This is a genomic window from Algibacter sp. R77976, assembly GCF_044594645.1.
GTDB lineage: Bacteria > Bacteroidota > Bacteroidia > Flavobacteriales > Flavobacteriaceae > Algibacter_B.
The window spans coordinates 2,122,501-2,141,263 of sequence record NZ_CP138989.1; the positions used below are offsets into that span (position 1 = coordinate 2,122,501).

The 18,763-nt window shown below is 34.0% G+C and carries 14 protein-coding genes and 2 rRNA genes (1 of these 16 cut by a window edge); 5 read left to right on the forward strand and 11 right to left on the reverse strand.

What is annotated here, in order from left to right; translation table 11 throughout:
- The 4 genes from SJY43_RS09415 to SJY43_RS09430 form a co-directional block, all read left to right on the forward strand.
- Positions 1–2,262 (forward strand): 23S ribosomal RNA (locus SJY43_RS09415); it begins 560 nt to the left of the window's first position.
- A 133-nt stretch (positions 2,263–2,395) separates the two neighbouring features.
- Positions 2,396–2,503 (forward strand): 5S ribosomal RNA (gene rrf / locus SJY43_RS09420).
- A 255-nt stretch (positions 2,504–2,758) separates the two neighbouring features.
- Complete coding sequence (locus tag SJY43_RS09425; RefSeq protein WP_396600484.1) at positions 2,759–5,194, forward strand: helix-turn-helix domain-containing protein; 2,436 nt, start codon at positions 2,759–2,761, stop codon at positions 5,192–5,194.
- Between the two features lie 123 nt (positions 5,195–5,317).
- Positions 5,318–5,818, forward strand: coding sequence for a hypothetical protein (locus SJY43_RS09430; RefSeq protein ID WP_396600485.1), 501 nt, complete (start codon positions 5,318–5,320; stop codon positions 5,816–5,818).
- A gap of 2 nt (positions 5,819–5,820) precedes the next feature.
- Here SJY43_RS09430 and SJY43_RS09435 read toward each other — a convergent pair whose 3' ends face one another.
- The 11 genes from SJY43_RS09435 to pepT form a co-directional block, all read right to left on the reverse strand.
- Positions 5,821–6,057 (reverse strand): DUF6095 family protein, encoded by a 237-nt coding sequence (locus SJY43_RS09435; protein ID WP_396600486.1) that lies wholly within the window; start codon positions 6,055–6,057, stop codon positions 5,821–5,823.
- Positions 6,044–6,862, reverse strand: coding sequence for an N-acetylmuramic acid 6-phosphate etherase (gene murQ / locus SJY43_RS09440; protein WP_396600487.1), 819 nt, complete (start codon positions 6,860–6,862; stop codon positions 6,044–6,046). The genes SJY43_RS09435 and murQ overlap by 14 nt, the downstream gene beginning before the upstream one ends.
- Before the next feature lie 60 nt (positions 6,863–6,922).
- Positions 6,923–7,738, reverse strand: a complete 816-nt coding sequence (locus SJY43_RS09445; protein ID WP_396600488.1) for a DUF4249 domain-containing protein — start codon at positions 7,736–7,738, stop codon at positions 6,923–6,925.
- A 4-nt stretch (positions 7,739–7,742) separates the two neighbouring features.
- Positions 7,743–10,118, reverse strand: coding sequence for a carboxypeptidase-like regulatory domain-containing protein (locus tag SJY43_RS09450; protein ID WP_396600489.1), 2,376 nt, complete (start codon positions 10,116–10,118; stop codon positions 7,743–7,745).
- A gap of 76 nt (positions 10,119–10,194) precedes the next feature.
- The gene (locus SJY43_RS09455; RefSeq protein WP_396600490.1) at positions 10,195–12,405 is read right to left on the reverse strand and encodes an NADP-dependent isocitrate dehydrogenase; all 2,211 of its coding nucleotides are present in this window, start codon (positions 12,403–12,405) and stop codon (positions 10,195–10,197) included.
- An 856-nt stretch (positions 12,406–13,261) separates the two neighbouring features.
- Positions 13,262–13,612: a 50S ribosomal protein L19 gene (rplS, locus tag SJY43_RS09460; protein ID WP_396600491.1), complete on the reverse strand. Its 351-nt coding sequence runs from the start codon at positions 13,610–13,612 to the stop codon at positions 13,262–13,264.
- 256 nt (positions 13,613–13,868) lie between these two features.
- Positions 13,869–14,351: a GyrI-like domain-containing protein gene (locus SJY43_RS09465; RefSeq protein ID WP_396600492.1), complete on the reverse strand. Its 483-nt coding sequence runs from the start codon at positions 14,349–14,351 to the stop codon at positions 13,869–13,871.
- A gap of 3 nt (positions 14,352–14,354) precedes the next feature.
- The gene (gene trmD, locus SJY43_RS09470) at positions 14,355–15,032 is read right to left on the reverse strand and encodes a tRNA (guanosine(37)-N1)-methyltransferase TrmD (protein WP_396600493.1); all 678 of its coding nucleotides are present in this window, start codon (positions 15,030–15,032) and stop codon (positions 14,355–14,357) included.
- A gap of 100 nt (positions 15,033–15,132) precedes the next feature.
- A complete protein-coding gene (locus SJY43_RS09475; protein WP_396600494.1) occupies positions 15,133–15,357 on the reverse strand; it encodes a hypothetical protein in 225 nt (74 codons plus the stop codon).
- Between the two features lie 35 nt (positions 15,358–15,392).
- Complete coding sequence (locus SJY43_RS09480; protein WP_396600495.1) at positions 15,393–16,316, reverse strand: alpha/beta hydrolase family protein; 924 nt, start codon at positions 16,314–16,316, stop codon at positions 15,393–15,395.
- Positions 16,317–16,345: 29 nt separating this feature from the next.
- On the reverse strand, positions 16,346–17,593 hold the full coding sequence (pepT, locus tag SJY43_RS09485) for a peptidase T (protein WP_396600496.1): 1,248 nt from the start codon (positions 17,591–17,593) through the stop codon (positions 16,346–16,348).
- Between the two features lie 137 nt (positions 17,594–17,730).
- Between pepT and SJY43_RS09490 the strand changes: the two genes are divergently transcribed.
- Positions 17,731–18,762 (forward strand): quinone-dependent dihydroorotate dehydrogenase, encoded by a 1,032-nt coding sequence (locus SJY43_RS09490; RefSeq protein WP_396600497.1) that lies wholly within the window; start codon positions 17,731–17,733, stop codon positions 18,760–18,762.
- Position 18,763 lies beyond the last annotated feature (1 nt).

Below are 18,763 nucleotides of genomic sequence, written 5' to 3' on the forward strand. Positions count from 1 at the left end.
GCCCTTTGGGGTGACGGCGTGCCTTTTGCATAATGAGCCTACGAGTTACCGTTGCTAGCAAGGTTAAGCACTTCAGGTGCGGATCCGTAGCGAAAGCGAGTCTGAATAGGGCGCTTAGTTAGTAGTGGTAGACGCGAAACCGTGTGATCTACCCATGGGCAGGTTGAAGCAGTAGTAACATACTGTGGAGGACCGAACGGATATACGTTGAAAAGTGTTCCGATGACCTGTGGGTAGGGGTGAAAGGCCAATCAAACTCGGAAATAGCTCGTACTCCCCGAAATGCATTTAGGTGCAGCGTTGATTTATAGTTTTATAGAGGTAGAGCTACTGATTGGATGCGGGGGCTTCACCGCCTACCAATTCCTGACAAACTCCGAATGCTATAAAATGTTAATCAGCAGTGAGGGCATGGGTGCTAAGGTCCATGTCCGAGAGGGAAAGAACCCAGACCATCAGCTAAGGTCCCAAAATATATGTTAAGTTGAACTAACGAGGTTGAACTGCTTTGACAGCTAGGATGTTGGCTTGGAAGCAGCCATTCATTTAAAGAGTGCGTAACAGCTCACTAGTCGAGCGGTTCGGCATGGATAATAATCGGGCATAAACATATTACCGAAGCTATGGGATAGAAATATCGGTAGGGGAGCATTGTAGTGTCGTCGAAGGTGTGCTGTGAGGCATGCTGGAGAAGCTACAAAAGAAAATGTAGGCATAAGTAACGATAATGCGGGCGAGAAACCCGCACGCCGAAAGACTAAGGTTTCCTCAGCTATGCTAATCAGCTGAGGGTTAGTCGGGACCTAACGCGAACCCGAAAGGGGTAGTGGATGGACAACAGGTTAATATTCCTGTACCTGCTCTCATTAAAAGTGACGGAGGTGTGAATTTGGTGCGTACTGACGGAATAGTACGTTGAAGCGAGTAGTGATACCGCGATAGTACACTGAGACTTCGGTCAAGGTGATAATCCAGAGTAGCAACTTCCAAGAAAAGCAAGAGAAGCAGCCCGTACCCTAAACCGACACAGGTAGTTGGGATGAGAATTCTAAGGCGCTCGAGAGATTCATGGCTAAGGAATTAGGCAAAATAGACTCGTAACTTCGGGAGAAGAGTCGCCACCCTTCGGGGTGGCCGCAGTGAAAAGGTCCAGGCGACTGTTTATCAAAAACACAGGGCTATGCTAAATTGAAAGATGACGTATATGGCCTGACACCTGCCCGGTGCTGGAAGGTTAAGTGGAGGGTTTAGAAGTTTACTTCGAAGATCTCAAATGAAGCCCCAGTAAACGGCGGCCGTAACTATAACGGTCCTAAGGTAGCGAAATTCCTTGTCGGGTAAGTTCCGACCTGCACGAATGGTGCAACGATCTGGACACTGTCTCAGCCATGAGCTCGGTGAAATTGTAGTATCGGTGAAGATGCCGATTACCCGCTGTGGGACGAAAAGACCCCGTGCACCTTTACTATAGCTTAGTATTGGTTTTGGATAAGTAATGTGTAGGATAGGTGGGAGACTTTGAAGTGGCGTCGCTAGGCGTTGTGGAGTCATTGTTGAAATACCACCCTTTGCTTATCTAGAGTCTAACCTTCGTAGAAGGGACAGTGCTTGGTGGGTAGTTTGACTGGGGTGGTCGCCTCCAAAAGAGTAACGGAGGCTTCTAAAGGTTCCCTCAATACGGTTGGTAATCGTGTGTAGAGTGCAATGGCATAAGGGAGCTTGACTGAGAGACCTACAAGTCGATCAGGTACGAAAGTAGAGCATAGTGATCCGGTGGTTCCGCATGGAAGGGCCATCGCTCAAAGGATAAAAGGTACGCCGGGGATAACAGGCTGATCTCCCCCAAGAGCTCATATCGACGGGGGGGTTTGGCACCTCGATGTCGGCTCGTCACATCCTGGGGCTGGAGAAGGTCCCAAGGGTTGGGCTGTTCGCCCATTAAAGTGGCACGCGAGCTGGGTTCAGAACGTCGTGAGACAGTTCGGTCTCTATCTACAGTGGGCGTTAGAAATTTGAGTGGATCTGACTCTAGTACGAGAGGACCGAGTTGGACTAACCTCTGGTGTATCTGTTGTTCCGCCAGGAGCATTGCAGAGTAGCTACGTTGGGAAGGGATAAGCGCTGAAAGCATATAAGCGCGAAACCCACCACAAGATGAGATTTCTTTAAAGGGTCGTGGGAGATTACCACGTTGATAGGCTATAGGTGTAAAGGCAGTAATGTCATAGCCGAGTAGTACTAATAACCCATAGGCTTATTGTACGCCTGTTTTTTTACATAAGTTCAATATTATTACAAATCATGTCTCTTATTTTCAATATGTTAAGATATTTGTTCCGATTTTAATCGGAACGCTGAGACTGGAAGTGAAAACTAACAGTCAGCAGCTATAACTTAAGGTGGTTATAGCGATGGGGCTCACCTCTTACCATTCCGAACAGAGAAGTTAAGCCCATTTGCGCCGATGGTACTACATTTGTGGGAGAGTAGGTCGTTGCCTTTTTTAATCCCGATTCTAACGAATCGGGATTTTTTTTGCTTTAAACTCAAATGATTGGCTTAGATAAGACTTTACTTTTGTGTAACCAATAGTTAGTAGATAACCGCGGGAGCGATAGTAGTGGTTAGCTTTTGTAAAACTTTCATAAATGGTTTTACAAAACTAGAAACGCATAGCGCAGTTTTTATTTTTTTAAAAACCCGCCAAAATAACCTTCATAAATTATTATCTTGAAATTCTTAATCTCACATCTATTTAATGACTGAAAATAAGGAGCTCGAATTGGCATGGTCGTTTGTAAATAACACAAACCGATCAATTTTTTTAACGGGTAAAGCAGGAACTGGTAAAACAACTTTTTTACACCGTTTAAAAATGAGTAGTTTAAAACGCCTAGTGGTTGTGGCACCTACAGGTGTTGCTGCTATTAATGCTAAAGGCGTAACTATACATTCTTTTTTTCAGATGCCTTTTGGACCTATGTTGCCCGATGCAGATTTAAATGCAGGTAAAGGTTTTAATAGAAGGTTTAACAAAACAAAAATTAATATTATCAAGTCAATGGATCTATTAGTGATTGACGAGATTAGTATGGTACGAGCTGATTTGTTAGATGGCATTGATAAAACCTTACGGCGTTTTAGAGATCGAAATAAAGTTTTTGGTGGTGTTCAGGTGTTAATGATTGGGGATCTGCAACAATTATCTCCGGTTATTAAAGAGCAGGAATGGGAATTATTGAAACCTTTCTATGCTAATGGCTTCTTTTTTAGTAGTCATTCGTTTCAACAATGTAATGCAGTTACAATAGAGTTAAAACACATTTATAGGCAAGAGAATCCGAAATTTATTGAAATATTAAACGAAATTAGAAACAATAAATTAAGTGAAGCTGGTGCTCAAGAATTAAACAAACGTTTTATACTTGATTTTACACCTGAACCTGATTCAGGCTATATCTCTTTAACGACACATAATAATAAGGCAGAAGCAACGAATCGAACAGAGCTAGGTAAGTTAACATCAAGAGCGTTTACGTATAAGGCCGAAGTGGATGGTAAATTTCCTGAGCATGCGTATCCTAACAATGTAAAGCTTGAGTTGAAAGTGGGTGCACAGGTTATGTTTGTTAAAAACGATAGCAGTCCAGAAAAACGTTATTTTAATGGAAAGATTGGTAAAGTGATTTTGTTAGATACTGATGAAGTAGTCGTGCATTGCCCTGATGATGATTTTAATATTAACGTAACTCCAGAAGTTTGGGAGAATATTAATTATTCTGTTGATACTGACACAAAGGCGATAACCGAAGAGAAGATAGGAAGTTATACTCAAATGCCATTGCGTTTGGCCTGGAGTATTACTATACATAAAAGCCAGGGTTTAACCTTTGAAAAAGCCATTATTGATGCACAGGGGGCGTTTGCCCATGGACAGACTTATGTGGCTTTAAGTAGATGTAAATCTTTAGAAGGATTGGTGTTAAAAAGTAAAATTAATTCTAGTCAGATTATTAGTGATGGTAATGTTACCTCATTTAATGAGAATGCTGAGCAGAATGCTCCAGATGAAGCAATTTTAATGGATTCACAAAAGAATTTTCAGTTAGACTTGATTGCTGAAGTATTTGGTTTCTATAAGTTTTTATACCCGTTGAATCGCATTTTGGATATATTTTATAAGAATAGAAATGTGATTAAAGGTACTGTAGATGATACGTTTTTATCTATTAAAGATATTATAACTAAATTTTTAAAAGTAGCCAATGGATTTAATGCTCAATTAAAACTACTGGCAGATGATAATGGCTTACCCGAACAAAGTAACGTTATACAAGAGCGCTTTAAAAAAGGAATAAATTATTTTAAAACTGAAACTGAAACTAAAATACTAGAACCTTTAAAGACTTTTGCATTTACTACAGATAACCAAGCTGTTGGGAGTGAAATAACTAAAAATTTGGATGCTTTTGAAGATTTACTTGCGGTGAAACTCACTTACTTTAAAGGTTTGATTTCTGGTTTTACAGCTGAAGATATTTTGGAACTTCGTGCTAAGTCAGTTTTCATGGGGAAAGAAAAGCCGAAGAAAACTAGAAAGTCGGTTGTTGAAGGTACAAGTAATGTCGAATTATTTGAAAAATTACGCATGCTTAGAAATGATATTGCAGCTGATAAAGACTTGATTCATTATCAAATTTATACCCAAAAGGCTTTATACGAAATGTGTGAAATGTTACCAACGAATAAAGCAGAATTGCTCAAGATTAACGGAATGGGTAAAACTCGTGTTGAGAAATATGGGTCGGCTATTTTGAAAGTGATTAAATCGTATTGTGATGAACACGACATTGAAACTTCAGCTGAAGTTGAAATTTTTGACGAGCCCAAGCCAAAACGTAAAAAAGGAGACACTAAAAAGGAATCTTTAGCTCTTTTTAAATCAGGTAAATCTGTTCAAGATATTGCTAATGCACGTGAATTGAACATGAATACGATTATTGGACATTTGGCTGGTTTTATTCCAACAGGTGAAGTAAAGATTACAGATTTGATGTCGGTTGAGTTTTATGAAGAGTTGAAATCTATTATTCCGAAGAAAAAATTCGAGAATTTATCTGATTTAAAACATCAGTTGGATGATAAGTATAGTTATGGGGAAATTAGATTGGTCGTTGATGCCCTAAAGAACTAAGTTACTTGTTTTTTAATGGTTTGGTTTTGTTACTAATGATAAATATAGCTGTAAGGATTTTTAAGTGTTTAGACTAAATGTTAATATTTATGAAATTCGAAAAATTTAACTAATTTAGTGTCCATGAACATTATTATCCAATCTACTTTAAAAACACTTAAGAAATCCGAAATTTTATTAGACCATTTATCTAACAATCAGTTGTGTGATGCTTCTGTTTCTCCATATTATTCAAGCATTGGTTCTCATATTAGGCACATTTTAGATTTCTATGATTGCATTTTTAATTTAGATTCTGATAAAAAAGTAAATTTAACAGCACGAAGTAGAAATAAAGCTGTTGAATCAGATTGCAATTGTGCTCAAAATTATTTGAATGAAATTATTGAAAAACTGACTACTACATCATTTGATATTGATGATACCGTTTTTGTTATTGATGATTTAGGTTTAGGAAAAACTGAAATACCATACACATACGGTTCTTTATTGGCTCAAGCTAACAGTCATACTATTCACCACTACGCAATTATAAATTATATTTTTGATAGTTTAGGTATTGTTATTAATGATGATGAATTTGGATATAATCCTACCACTCCTAAGCAAACAATACTAAAATAAGCTTACTTCTTTTTGAACATACTGTTCATTATTAATCTGATACCTTTAAAAATAAGAAATATAGCGAAGGCACAAATTAAACACCCTATAACTAACAGAGGCATATAAAGTTTATCATCTGGTTTGCTAAAAGCAAAACTTAATAAAACGGGTCCCATTAGAAGACTTAATACTGCAAAGGCCAATGTTTTTATTCCTTGGAAAAGCATGACTCTATCTGTTTTATTATTTTCCATCATTATAGAATTTTACTGCGTTACGGACGCTTTTGTGTTGGTTTAATAATGCTAATGCTTCAGTTTCAGAAACATTTATTTCTTTCATAATCATTTTGGTTCCTCTATCAACTAGTTTGTTATTACTCAGCTGCATATCTACCATTTTATTGCCTTTAACATGACCTAATTGAATCATGGTAGACGTGGTAATCATGTTAAGAACTAATTTTTGGGCAGTTCCAGCTTTCATTCTAGAACTTCCTGTTACAAACTCTGGTCCAACAACCACATCTATTGGGTATTTTGATACTTTAGAAAGAGGACTGTTTTTATTACACGAAATACAACCGGTTATAATATTGTTTTCATTACATTTCTCTAAAGCGGAAATGACGTAAGGTGTAGTGCCAGAAGCGGCAATACCTACAACAACATCTTTGGTGCTTATGTTGTTTTCTTTTAAATCTTTCCAGCCTTGAGTTTTCGAATCTTCAGCAAATTCAACTGCTTTTCTTATGGCAGAATCACCTCCAGCAATTAGACCAACAACTAAATCGTGAGATACTCCAAAAGTAGGAGGGCACTCTGAAGCATCAACAACGCCTAGTCTACCACTTGTACCTGCTCCCATGTAAAAAAGGCGCCCACCGTTTTTTAATTTTTCTACAATTTGGAAAACCAAAGCTTCAATTTGAGGTAATGCTTTTTCAACGGCATTAGGAACAGTTTTATCTTCTTTATTAATGTTTTTTAATAATTCTGAAACACTCATTTTTTCCAAATGATTATGGTTAGAATCTTGCTCGGTTGTTTTTATAAAACTCATACCTCAAAAATACATAAAATTTGAAGTATACGGTGTACTAAATAACCAATGAACTCATAATTATTCAACAACATAAGTAAAAGCATCAGTTTCGGAAACTCTAAAATAACCTAATGGAAAATTAGTTGGATTAGTTTGATTTACACAATTTCCTCTAACGGTTGCAGGTTGCGTTTGAAAAGGGTCTCCTGAGTCTTCATCAGTTTGTTCCAATAGGATGTTTAAATAGTTATAAGTACGTTCAGAAATACCAGAATTTCTAATCACAATACTATCACCTGATTCTAATTCGTCATCTGAATAGAAAGCGAAAATTTGGTTTCCATCCGTAAATTCGTCGTCATAAACTTCAAGGGCGGAAGTATTTTTATCTAATACAGAGAAACTGAAAAGATAAAAGTTTGCTGCGTTTTCAGGATCTGTGTAATAAGCTTTGATTTCTATTTCTTCACCAGAAAAACCACCATCATTTTTTTGTTCAATATATTCAATTGAAACAACTGGCGTCATTGTTTCTGTTGCAACATAAGTTTCACCATTGTAAATAATGGTTAAATTATAAACTTCCCCAATTACTGGTAAGAAGTTTTCATTTTTATAAAGGCCTAAGTTATTTTCATCAATAAAATTAAAAATAGTATTATCCGAATTTGTTATTGTTACGGTAGCTCCAGTAGCAGGAGGAACCTCGCTATCTAAATAAGGTGCAGTTAGCGACAATTTAATTAATTGACTTTCTCCTGTAGTATCTTTATTCCAATGAATAGAGGCATCAATTACTAATCTTGGTTCTGCAGTATTTAGGTCAACATCTATAACATCTTCACATGAAAATATAAGTGAACAGAGAAATAATAAATTAAATATTTTTCGCATAACTCTAAAGTTTAAAATTATAAGATATTGATGGAACTATTCCGAAAATGGATAAGCGCGTTGCTTCATTAGCACCTGTAACATTATTTTGACCAAAAGATATTGAAGCGGCATTTCTTCTATTATATATGTTATAAAAACCAAAAACCCATTCACCTCTCAATTTTTTTGTTTTATTTGCTTCTGGCGTATAACTTAAAGATATATCTAGTCTGTGATATGCTGGTAGCCTGTCAGCATTCCTATTGCTATAATTGGGAATACTTAAACCATTGTATTCATATTGTCCGTTTGGAAATGTTGCGGGTTGCCCAGTTTGAAATATAAAATTGGTGTTTATTTTCCATTTTTCATTCCAATCATAACTCCCGGTAAGTGAAATATCATGTGTTTTATCAAAAGGTGTATTATACCAGTTTCCATTATTTATACCTAATTCGTTTGCTGTTCTTCCTGGTGTTTGTTGTTCAGATTTTGATAGGGTATAAGCTAACCAGCCTTTAAAACGTCCTTCGTTTTTCCTTAACAATACTTCTAAGCCGTAAGCTCTAGATTTTCCGTTTAATATCACTTTTTCAATAGCGTTGTTAGCAACTAAATCTGCTCCATCAATATAATCGATTCTATTTTGAACATCTTTATAAAAACTTTCTACTTCAAGCGAATATTTGTTGTTGTTAAAGTTTTTAAAATATCCTATTGCATATTGGTCTAGTAATTGTGGTTTTACAAATTTTCCACTAGGCGTCCAGATGTCTAAAGGGGTAGGAGAACTAGTATTTGATAATAGGTGTAAATATTGAGCCATACGATTATAACTTAATTTCACAGAACTTTCTGAATTTAATTGATATGCTAAAGAAGCTCTTGGTTCTAGATTGAAGAAACTTTCAATAACATCAGATCGTTTGAAAGATTCAGTTCCACTAGGTTCAGCTTTTTCATAAATTTGAAAATCTTCATTAAACAAAACGGCTTGATCATTTTCGTAAACATTTAATTCATCCTGCCCTAAACGATGAAAACTGCTAAAACGAAGCCCATATGATAAAGCTAGTTTATCTGAAACCTTATGTTCTGCATCTAAATAAATAGCATTTTCAAAAGCATATTTATCTGTTAGTTTAAATGGGTTTATACCTGAGCTCTCTACAGTAGGTTTAATTTCTCCTGGATTGAACCTATAATAGATGCTATTTAAACCATATTGTAATTTTATTTTATCGTTTAAATAGTGTTTAAAATCATATTTTAAGTTGAAATTCTGGATTCCAGAAACCCAATCGAATTCAACAAAATTCAATTTTAAATCGTAATAATAGTCAGAATAAATTAATGACAAGTTTGAGAATAGTTTGTTTGAAAATAAATGATTCCATCTGAAGTTTAAAACGGAATTACCATAGGTGTTTTCAAAAGTATCTTCAATTCTAAAAACGTCTCTTCCAAAGTAACCAGAAAGGTAAATATTATTTTTATCGTTTAGCTTATAACTCAATTTGGTGTTTAAATCATAAAAATATGCTTTGTTATTAATATCAAAAAGAGGCAAAAATAAATGTGCGTAACTTGATCGTCCTCCTAAGAGAAAAGAACCTTTGTCTTTTTTAAGTGGTCCTTCTAATAGCAATCTACTAGAAACTATACCAACTCCACCATTGGCATGAAATTCTCTGTTATTTCCTTCTTTCTGATAAATATCTAAAACGGAAGCTACGCGACCGCCATAACGTGCAGGAATACCTCCTTTATATAATCTTATATCTTTTATGGCATCTGGGTTAAAAACAGAAAAGAAACCAAATAAATGTGATGAGTTGTAAATGGTTGCTTCATCCAATAGAATTAAATTTTGATCTGCAGCGCCACCACGAACATTAAACCCAGAAGCCCCTTCGCCAGCATTGGTAACTCCAGGAAGTAAAGTTATTGCTTTTATAATATCAGACTCTCCAAGTACCACAGGAATATCTTTTATGGTGCTAGAGGATAGTTTATTAACACTCATTTGAGGTGTTCTAATATTTAATTTTTCAATATTTTCCGTGATAATAACTTCATCTAAATTCTCTAAAGCATCCGTTAAGCTGAAGTTTTTTGAAAGATCTTCTGAAAGCGAAATAGTTTCAGAAAGTGTCGAATACCCTAAGTAACTAACAATAATATTATAAGTACCTTTTGGTAGGGTTATAGAATAAAATCCATATTCGTTGGTTGTTGTACCTGCTGATATTTCTGGAAAAATAATATTAACTCCAATTAGAGTTTCATTACTTTTTTCTTCAGAAATGGTTCCGCTTAATGTGAATTTTTCTTGTGCGTTTATTGCAGATATTGAAAAATAAAACACACAAAGAAACCATAGTAAAGGGCTCTTCATTTATTAGCTTTTTTTTATAAATGTATAAAAAAAGCTCCTAAAAAGGAGCTTTTAAAAGTTATATTGTCTTTATTTTTTATCTTAAAATAGCATTAAGAGTTTCGCTAGGTCTCATTACTTTATTGATAAGAACTTCATTTGGTTCATAATAACCACCAATATCGGTAGGTTTACCTTGAATGTCATTTAATTCTTTTACAATAGCTACTTCATTATCTGCTAACTGTTTTGCAATAGGTGTAAACTCAGCTTTTAAAGTTTCGTCTTTATTTTGTTTAGCCAATTCTTGTGCCCAATACATGGCTAAGTAGAAATGACTACCTCTATTATCTAACTCTCCAGCTTTTCTAGAAGGTCCTTTACTGTTTTCTAATAATTTATCTGTTGCATCATCTAAAGCTTCACCTAAAATTTTAGCTTTTGCGTTGTTATTAACTTGGCTAAAATGCTCTAGAGAAACCGCTAATGCCAAAAACTCCCCTAAAGAATCCCATCTCAAGTGGTTTTCTTCAAGTAATTGTTGTACATGTTTTGGAGCAGATCCGCCAGCACCAGTTTCAAATAAACCACCTCCATTCATTAATGGAACTATAGATAACATTTTTGCACTTGTACCAACTTCTAAAATCGGGAATAAATCTGTTAAATAATCACGCAATACGTTACCAGAAACCGAGATAGTATCTTCTCCTTTTATTAGTCTAGCACAAGTAAACTTTGTAGCTTCAATAGGCGATAAGATTCTTAAATCTAAACCAGTAGTATCGTGATCTTTTAAATATGTATTAACTTTTTTGATTATTTCAGCATCATGAGCTCTATTTTCATCTAACCAAAAAACTGCTGGAGTTTCTGAAGCTCTTGCACGAGTTACGGCTAATTTTACCCAGTCTTGAATTGGAGCATCTTTAGTTTGACACATTCTCCATATATCACCTTCTTCAACTGCATGTTCTAACAATAAAGTTCCTGAAGCATCAATTACTTTTACTGTTCCGTTTGAAGGAATTTCGAAAGTTTTATCATGCGAACCATATTCTTCAGCTTTCTGAGCCATAAGTCCAACATTAGGTACTGTTCCCATAGTTGTTGGATCGAAAGCTCCATTTTCTTTACAAAAATCAATTGTAGCAGCATAAACCCCTGCATAACTACTATCTGGAATTACAGCTTTAGTATCTTGAAGTTTGCCTTCAGCATTCCACATCTGTCCAGAAGTACGAATCATTGCTGGCATTGAGGCATCAATAATAACATCACTAGGTACGTGTAAGTTGGTAATCCCTTTGTCTGAGTTTACCATTGCTACTCCTGGGCCATTTTTATATGTTGCATTAATATCTGCTTCAATAGCTTCACGTTCTGCATTTGGTAATTCTTGGATACGCTCTAAAAGGTTTCCTAAACCAGAATTTACATTAACACCAAGTTTTTCTATTGTTTCTGCATGTTTAGCAAAAACATCTTTAAAAAATATTTTTACAGCATGTCCAAAAATAATTGGATCGCTCACTTTCATCATGGTGCCTTTCATATGAAGAGAAAATAAAATGTCTTTTGCTCTTGCATCGTCAACTTGCGTTTCTAAAAAGCTTAGTAAAGCTTTTTTACTCATTACTGTAGCATCAATAATTTCTCCTTTTAATAAAGGAAAACTATCTTTTAAAACAGTTGTATTACCACTATTATCTGTATGCTCAATAGTAATGCTGGTAGCATCATTTAAAGTAACCGATTTTTCATTATGAGCAAAATCACCTGCACTCATTGTAGCTACATGTGTTTTAGAATTGCTAGACCAAGCTCCCATAGAATGAGGATTTTTCTTAGCATAATTCTTAACCGCTTTAGGAGCACGTCTATCACTATTACCTTCACGTAACACAGGATTTACAGCACTTCCTTTTATTTTATCATAACGGGATTTAATATCTTTTTCTGCATCAGTATTAGCCTCGTTAGGGTAGTTAGGAATGTTAAAACCTTTAGATTGTAATTCCTTAATTGCAGCTTTTAATTGCGGTACAGAAGCACTAATATTTGGAAGTTTTACAATATTAGCTTCCGGTTTTTTAGCCAATTCACCAAGTATTGCTAAATCGTCTGTAACACGTTGGTCTTCATTTAAAAAATCTGGAAATACAGCTAAAATTCTTGCTGCTAAAGAAATATCTTTGGTTTCAATATTAATGCCCGATGATTTAACAAACGCTTGAACAATTGGTAATAAAGAGCGTGTTGCTAAAGCTGGAGCTTCGTCAGTTTTAGTATAAATGATTTTAGACATGTTGTGTCGCTTTTAAGAATTAAATTAAAGTGCTAAAAAACTATAGAAATTAGTAGATTTATTTTTAGCGAAGCGAATATACAAAATTAGACTATTATATGCTTTTTTTAGGGCAACGAAAACGTTTTAGGAAGTTTGATTTAATAGAATTGTAAAAAATTGGTATACCAATAAGAATTTAATAAAAAAGAACCCTTTACTTTAAAAAAACAAAAGCCATATCACTACAGAACTTAATCTACGTTGATATGGCTTTTTTGAAATAACTTAGCGTGACCTAATGTGTATTGCTACACATGTTTGTTTAAATTTTCATCTAAACCATTTTGGTTCAAGTTTTGTTATTTCAACGAAATAGTGTTGCAATTTTCAAAATGTATTGACCTATTACTACAATATTTCTGTAATTGTTTTCTTGAAACTAGTCGCTTCCTCTTCACTTTCGTGTTAATTGGCTATTAGCATTACTTGCATTACAACATACACTTTCGCTTCTGCTGCTTTTTAAGCTTTTCATTATATTAGTTTTCATCTGCTTGTACATATGAAACTATTTACAATGTCTTGGTCTCCTGATATCACACATATACACATGGAACATTACAACCTCAAAAACAATTATTATTTAAAGAACGTTATCTTATTTAGAAAGTCATGCAAATTCGTTGTTGAAGCGAAACCAGCCAGAGCTGTCATTTATTTCTGTTGTAAATATAACATCACTTTTCAAAAAAACAAATTTTTTAAGACTTTAGATATCAACTACTTATAAACCGTAGTTATTAACTTTTGTTAATAAAAAAAGCCTTGAGATATCTCAAGGCTTTTAAATACTGCAATTGCAGATGTATTGTTATTAACGTCTACGCTCTGTAATTCTAGCTTTCTTACCTGTAAGGCCTCTAAAGTAGAATATACGTGCTCTACGTACTTTACCACGTTTGTTAACTTCTATTTTTTGTAATGCAGGTAAATTAATTGGGAAGATACGCTCTACACCAATAGTTCCTGACATTTTTCTAATTGTAAAAGTTTCTGAAGCTCCAGACCCTCTTCTTTGTATTACTACACCTCTAAAAAACTGAGTACGTACTTTCTCGCCCTCTCTAATTTCGTAGAATACTGTAATTGTATCACCAGCAGCAAATTCTGGTAAATCCTTTCTTGTTACAAATTCGTCTTGTACAAATTTTACTAAAGATTCCATATCTTTAAATTTAATTATAATTAATCCAGAACAACATTCACGATTCTCGCCAGAGGTTAACCCGAAATTGGCTGCAAAAATAACTATTAATTCATAACCTACAATGTTTTATTTGTGTTTTTTTGGTGTTTCTTTTTGCTTGAATATTTAGTAGATATTTCAAATTTTAGTAAAGCAAAAAGTCAGGCTTTCACTACTCGCTTCCTCCTGCGTCGGCGAGCTCAAACATGCCGTTCAATCCTTAACACGTGTTTTATTAAGCTTTCTTTTTAATAGGAATATATACGTCTTCTTCAGAATTCGGATTATTTTTAATGTATTTATCTCCTAAAACATTAAAATGTGGCCTGTTGTCTAAGGTATATTCAGATTGAGGAAACCATTCTGTAAATACATAATTCATGAATCCACCAAAATTCTTTGCAAAACCACGGTATTTAAAAATAGCGTATAAACCATTTTCTATGGTTAAATCTTTCATGCCCTCAGGAATAGTATTAAAATCAGAAACCTCTAGTGTGGCCCATTTAATAAAAGTTTTATTTGGATTAAAATTTTTAAAATGTAAGCTATCATAAATCATCACTTCAAATTTATCATCACTTAAAGCATTGCTAATTTGTTTTCTTTTAGGCATAAAACCAGTAAACAAATCAAAGGTTTTGTTATCAGTTAAGGACATTGAAATTGAATGTCCTATTAATTTTTTTTGTTTAATTAATTCTATTCTTGGTTCCATATATTAGTCTTCCAATAAATCAGGTCGGCGCTCTTTAGTTCTTAAATACGCCTGTTCTTCACGCCATTTTTCAATTTTTGGTAAATTGCCTCCAAATAATAATTCCGGTACTTTCCAACCTTTATAATCTCTTGGTTTTGTATAAATAGGAGGCGCTAATAAACCATCTTGAAACGAATCGGTTAGGGCAGAGGTTTCATTTCCTAATACACCCGGTATTAAACGTATAATGGAATCGCAAAGTACAGCTGCTCCCAACTCGCCACCAGATAAAACATAATCTCCAATAGATATTTCTCGAGTTATAAAATGATCGCGCACGCGTTGGTCTACTCCTTTATAATGTCCGCATAAAATAATAATGTTCTCTTTTAAGGATAAATGGTTGGCCATACCTTGCTTTAAAGTTTCGCCATCTGGAGTCATATATATAACTTCATCATAATTGCGTTCTGCTTTTAAAGCCGAAATACATTTGTCTATGGGTTCCACCATCATCACCATACCAGCCCCACCACCAAATTGAGTATCGTCAATAGATTTGTAATTATCAGAAGTATAATCTCTTAAATTATGAAAATGGACTTCTACCAAACCAGCATCTATGGCACGTTTTAAAATAGAAGCTTCAAATGGGCTTTTAAGTAGTTCAGGTAGGACTGTTATGATATCTATGCGCATGGTAAATAATTAAGTGATGCAAAGATAATTTAATTGTTTGGGATGTAGTAAGGAAGTTCTGTATTGATTCAATTAGTATTTAAAAGGCTGTTTAATAGCTCTATTCTAAAATTTCGTAATCAATACTAAGTTTCCGTAAAGCTCTTAAGGCAGATCCAGAGTTTTTATCTGTAACTTCAATGTCTACAGCGTCTCCTTCTAAGAGAATATCTGTAAGTTCATTTGCTAACGATTCACTCATATTAGATGAAATTTCTAAAATACATTTAGTTATTGCTCTTCTATCTGGTCTTAGTGCATCACAAGACAATAAGTTTAATTTCATAATATGAATAATTTTTAAAGTAGTCGAGAAAAATGTTATTTATTCAACATCCAGTTTATTAAATTCTTTTTATCTACAATGGCCCAACTATGTGGGTGGCGTTCCCCATTAGCCCTGTAGCCTTTATTTACTGTTGGAATATATTCAACATCTTTAAACTCCAATTTATTTAGTGTTTCCGTAAGCTTCTTTATGTAGTAAGCATTAGTATGTTCGTAATCTGCCTTTTTTGTTTTCTTCCACCAAAGTGTATCTGGTTCAGTATAAAATCTGATTTTAGTCTTTTTTAAACTCTTTAAATTATCAATATTTTCTGTGTTTGAATTGAAAACTGAATATTTTAAGTATTTAGAAATATCCTCATTTGGATTACCAAATTTTGTACCTAAAGTTTCAATTAACCAAGTGCTTTCCTGTACAGCAGATTCAGAAAAATTTAATTTAATATTTTTTTCTGCTGTATTATATAATTGTTCTAAATCAATAGGTGAGTCTACTATAAAAACGCCCTTGGGTTTCATGTCTAATACTTCATTAGTTAAGAAATTACTAATTAAAAGTGCCATATTACCACCACTTGAAAAACCACCTATATAAATATTGTTTTTAGGTAATTCATTTTGTTTAAATATGGTTTTAAGATGTTCTGATAGTTGAAGTTTTTCTTCTTGTTCTAGCCATATTTTTCTGCTGTAGTTCATAAACAAAACAGCTATGTTATTGTTTTTTGCGTCTTCAAGTATTTTAAATTCTCGCTTTACATCTTCTGGTGTTTCTGGGAAACCACCAAAAAGTACTAAAACTGCTTTTGTGTTTCTAGATGGTATATATAATTCGTAGTCATCATTTTTTATTTCTTGAAATATTGTTTCTGTTAAGTTTTCTTTTTTTTCTTTTTCTAAATTTTTACAAGAAAGCGCAACTATACATATTATTAAAACAGTTAAAATTTTTTTCATTGGCTTCAATTTTTTAAAAGTAAGTACCATTAATCATTTTTATTTTTTAAAGCCACCAATTCCGCAATCTTACAAATCACCTCGGTTGCTTTAATCATACTCTCAACTGGTACATATTCGTAGCGTCCATGAAAATTATGTCCGCCAGCAAAAATATTTGGACAAGGTAATCCCATATAACTAAGTTGCGACCCATCTGTTCCACCACGAATAGCCTTAATTAAGGGTGTAATATCAAGCGCTTTCATAGCTTCTTCAGCAATATCTACAATATGCATTACAGGTTCTACTTTCTCCTTCATATTGAAGTATTGATCTTTAATTTCAGTTGTAATAACTTCTCGACCGTATTGCGAATTTAATTCATTGGTGAGTTTTACCATAACTTCTTTTCTGGCCTCAAAATGTTCCATATCATGATCGCGAATAATATATTGTAATGTGGTTTCTTCAACATCACCTTCCATATCATGTAAATGGAAAAAGCCTTGATAGCCTTCAGTATGTTCGGGAGTTTCCATTCTTGGAATAGAATTTATAAACTCGGTAGCAATATACATGGAGTTTACCATTTTATCTTTGGCATAACCAGGATGCACAATTTTGCCTTTTATTTTTACAACTGCTCCTGCGGCATTAAAATTTTCATATTCTAATTCGCCAATTTGACTACCATCCATAGTATACGCCCAATCTGCTCCAAATTTTTCAACATCAAATTTGTGAGCACCTCTACCAATTTCTTCATCGGGTGTAAAACCAACTTTTATAGTGCCGTGTTTAATTTCAGGATGCTGAATTAAGTATTCCATTGCCGAAACAATTTCGCAAATTCCAGCTTTATCATCGGCACCTAGAAGGGTTGTGCCATCAGTTGTAATTAATGTTTGTCCTTTGTATTGTAATAAATCATCAAAATAATCTGGAGATAGAATAATATTTTCAGCTTCATTTAAAATAATGTCTTTGCCATTATAGTCTTCAATAATTTGAGGTTTTACATTAGCACCTGTAAAATCTGGCGAGGTATCAAAATGCGAAATAAAACCAATAGTTGGTACTTCATGTTCAACATTACTTGGCAAAGTAGCCATGATATAAGCATTAGCATCAATACTGACATCTTGCATGCCTATAGTTTTAAGTTCTTTGGCGAGTTTGTTTGCTAAATCCCATTGTTTCTTTGTGCTAGGTGTGGTTTTTGAATTTGGATCAGACTCCGTATCAATAGTAACATAACCTATAAAACGTTTTATAATGTGCTCTTTTGAAATCATATAAATGATGTTTTTTCTTAGTAAGATATTTGTGGCTAATATTGGCTGTAATTTACAATTATTAAGCGTGAATAAGTAAGGGTAACTCAATTTTTTATTTACAGTATTTCAACCTATTTTTGCATCAAATTATACAGATGTACAAATTACTACTTCGCCCATTATTTTTTTCTTTTGATCCTGAAAAAATTCACCATTTCACTTTCTCACTAGTAAAATTCACTTCTAAAATACCTGGTTTTAAATCGATATACAGAAGTTTATATGTTGTAGAAGATGAAAAATTAGAACGTCAATTATTCGGACTCACATTTAAAAATCCTGTAGGGCTAGCCGCTGGTTTTGATAAAAATGCAGTTTTGTATAATGAATTGGCAAATTTTGGTTTCGGTTTTATTGAAATAGGAACGGTTACACCTAAAGGGCAAGCCGGAAATCCTAAAAAAAGACTGTTTAGATTAAAAGGAGACAAAGGCATTATTAACCGAATGGGCTTTAATAATGATGGTCTTGAGGCAGCTATAGAGAAGTTAAAAACCAATAAAGGTAAATTGATTATTGGTGGGAATATTGGAAAAAACACAAATACAAAACCTGAAGATTATACTAAAGATTACTTAGAGTGTTTTAATGCATTACATCCATATGTAGATTATTTTGTTTTGAATGTTAGTTGCCCTAACGTTGGAAGTCATGCTAAATTAAATGATAAGGATTATTTAGAAGAATTAATTGGTGCTGTACAAAAAGCAAATAAAACGTTTAATAAACAGAAACCTATTCTTTTAAAAATTGCACCAGATTTAAACAACATTCAGTTAGACGAAATTATAAGTCTAGTAAAAGATACTAATCTTGATGGAGTTATTGCAAGTAATACGTCTACAGATAGAACTGGATTAAAAGTATCAAAAGACAGGCTTGAAGAGATTGGCAATGGTGGATTAAGTGGCCAACCTGTAAAAGAAAAAAGCACTCAGGTTATTAAATACCTTTCTGATAAAAGTAACAAAGCGTTTCCTATAATTGGAGTAGGAGGAATTCATTCAGCAAACGATGCGCTTGAAAAAATAGATGCTGGAGCAGATCTAGTTCAGATTTATACAGGATTCATCTATGAAGGTCCGAGTCTTATAAAATCTATAAATAAGGCCATTCTAAATAAGTAAA

Coding starts and splice junctions, on each gene's coding strand:
- SJY43_RS09425 (WP_396600484.1), top strand. CDS start 2,759: ATGACTGAAAATAAGGAGCTCGAATTGGCATGGTCGTTTGTAAATAAC.
- SJY43_RS09430 (WP_396600485.1), top strand. CDS start 5,318: ATGAACATTATTATCCAATCTACTTTAAAAACACTTAAGAAATCCGAA.
- SJY43_RS09435 (WP_396600486.1), bottom strand. CDS start 6,057: ATGATGGAAAATAATAAAACAGATAGAGTCATGCTTTTCCAAGGAATA.
- murQ (WP_396600487.1), bottom strand. CDS start 6,862: ATGAGTTTTATAAAAACAACCGAGCAAGATTCTAACCATAATCATTTG.
- SJY43_RS09445 (WP_396600488.1), bottom strand. CDS start 7,738: ATGCGAAAAATATTTAATTTATTATTTCTCTGTTCACTTATATTTTCA.
- SJY43_RS09450 (WP_396600489.1), bottom strand. CDS start 10,118: ATGAAGAGCCCTTTACTATGGTTTCTTTGTGTGTTTTATTTTTCAATA.
- SJY43_RS09455 (WP_396600490.1), bottom strand. CDS start 12,405: ATGTCTAAAATCATTTATACTAAAACTGACGAAGCTCCAGCTTTAGCA.
- rplS (WP_396600491.1), bottom strand. CDS start 13,612: ATGGAATCTTTAGTAAAATTTGTACAAGACGAATTTGTAACAAGAAAG.
- SJY43_RS09465 (WP_396600492.1), bottom strand. CDS start 14,351: ATGGAACCAAGAATAGAATTAATTAAACAAAAAAAATTAATAGGACAT.
- trmD (WP_396600493.1), bottom strand. CDS start 15,032: ATGCGCATAGATATCATAACAGTCCTACCTGAACTACTTAAAAGCCCA.
- SJY43_RS09475 (WP_396600494.1), bottom strand. CDS start 15,357: ATGAAATTAAACTTATTGTCTTGTGATGCACTAAGACCAGATAGAAGA.
- SJY43_RS09480 (WP_396600495.1), bottom strand. CDS start 16,316: ATGAAAAAAATTTTAACTGTTTTAATAATATGTATAGTTGCGCTTTCT.
- pepT (WP_396600496.1), bottom strand. CDS start 17,593: ATGATTTCAAAAGAGCACATTATAAAACGTTTTATAGGTTATGTTACT.
- SJY43_RS09490 (WP_396600497.1), top strand. CDS start 17,731: ATGTACAAATTACTACTTCGCCCATTATTTTTTTCTTTTGATCCTGAA.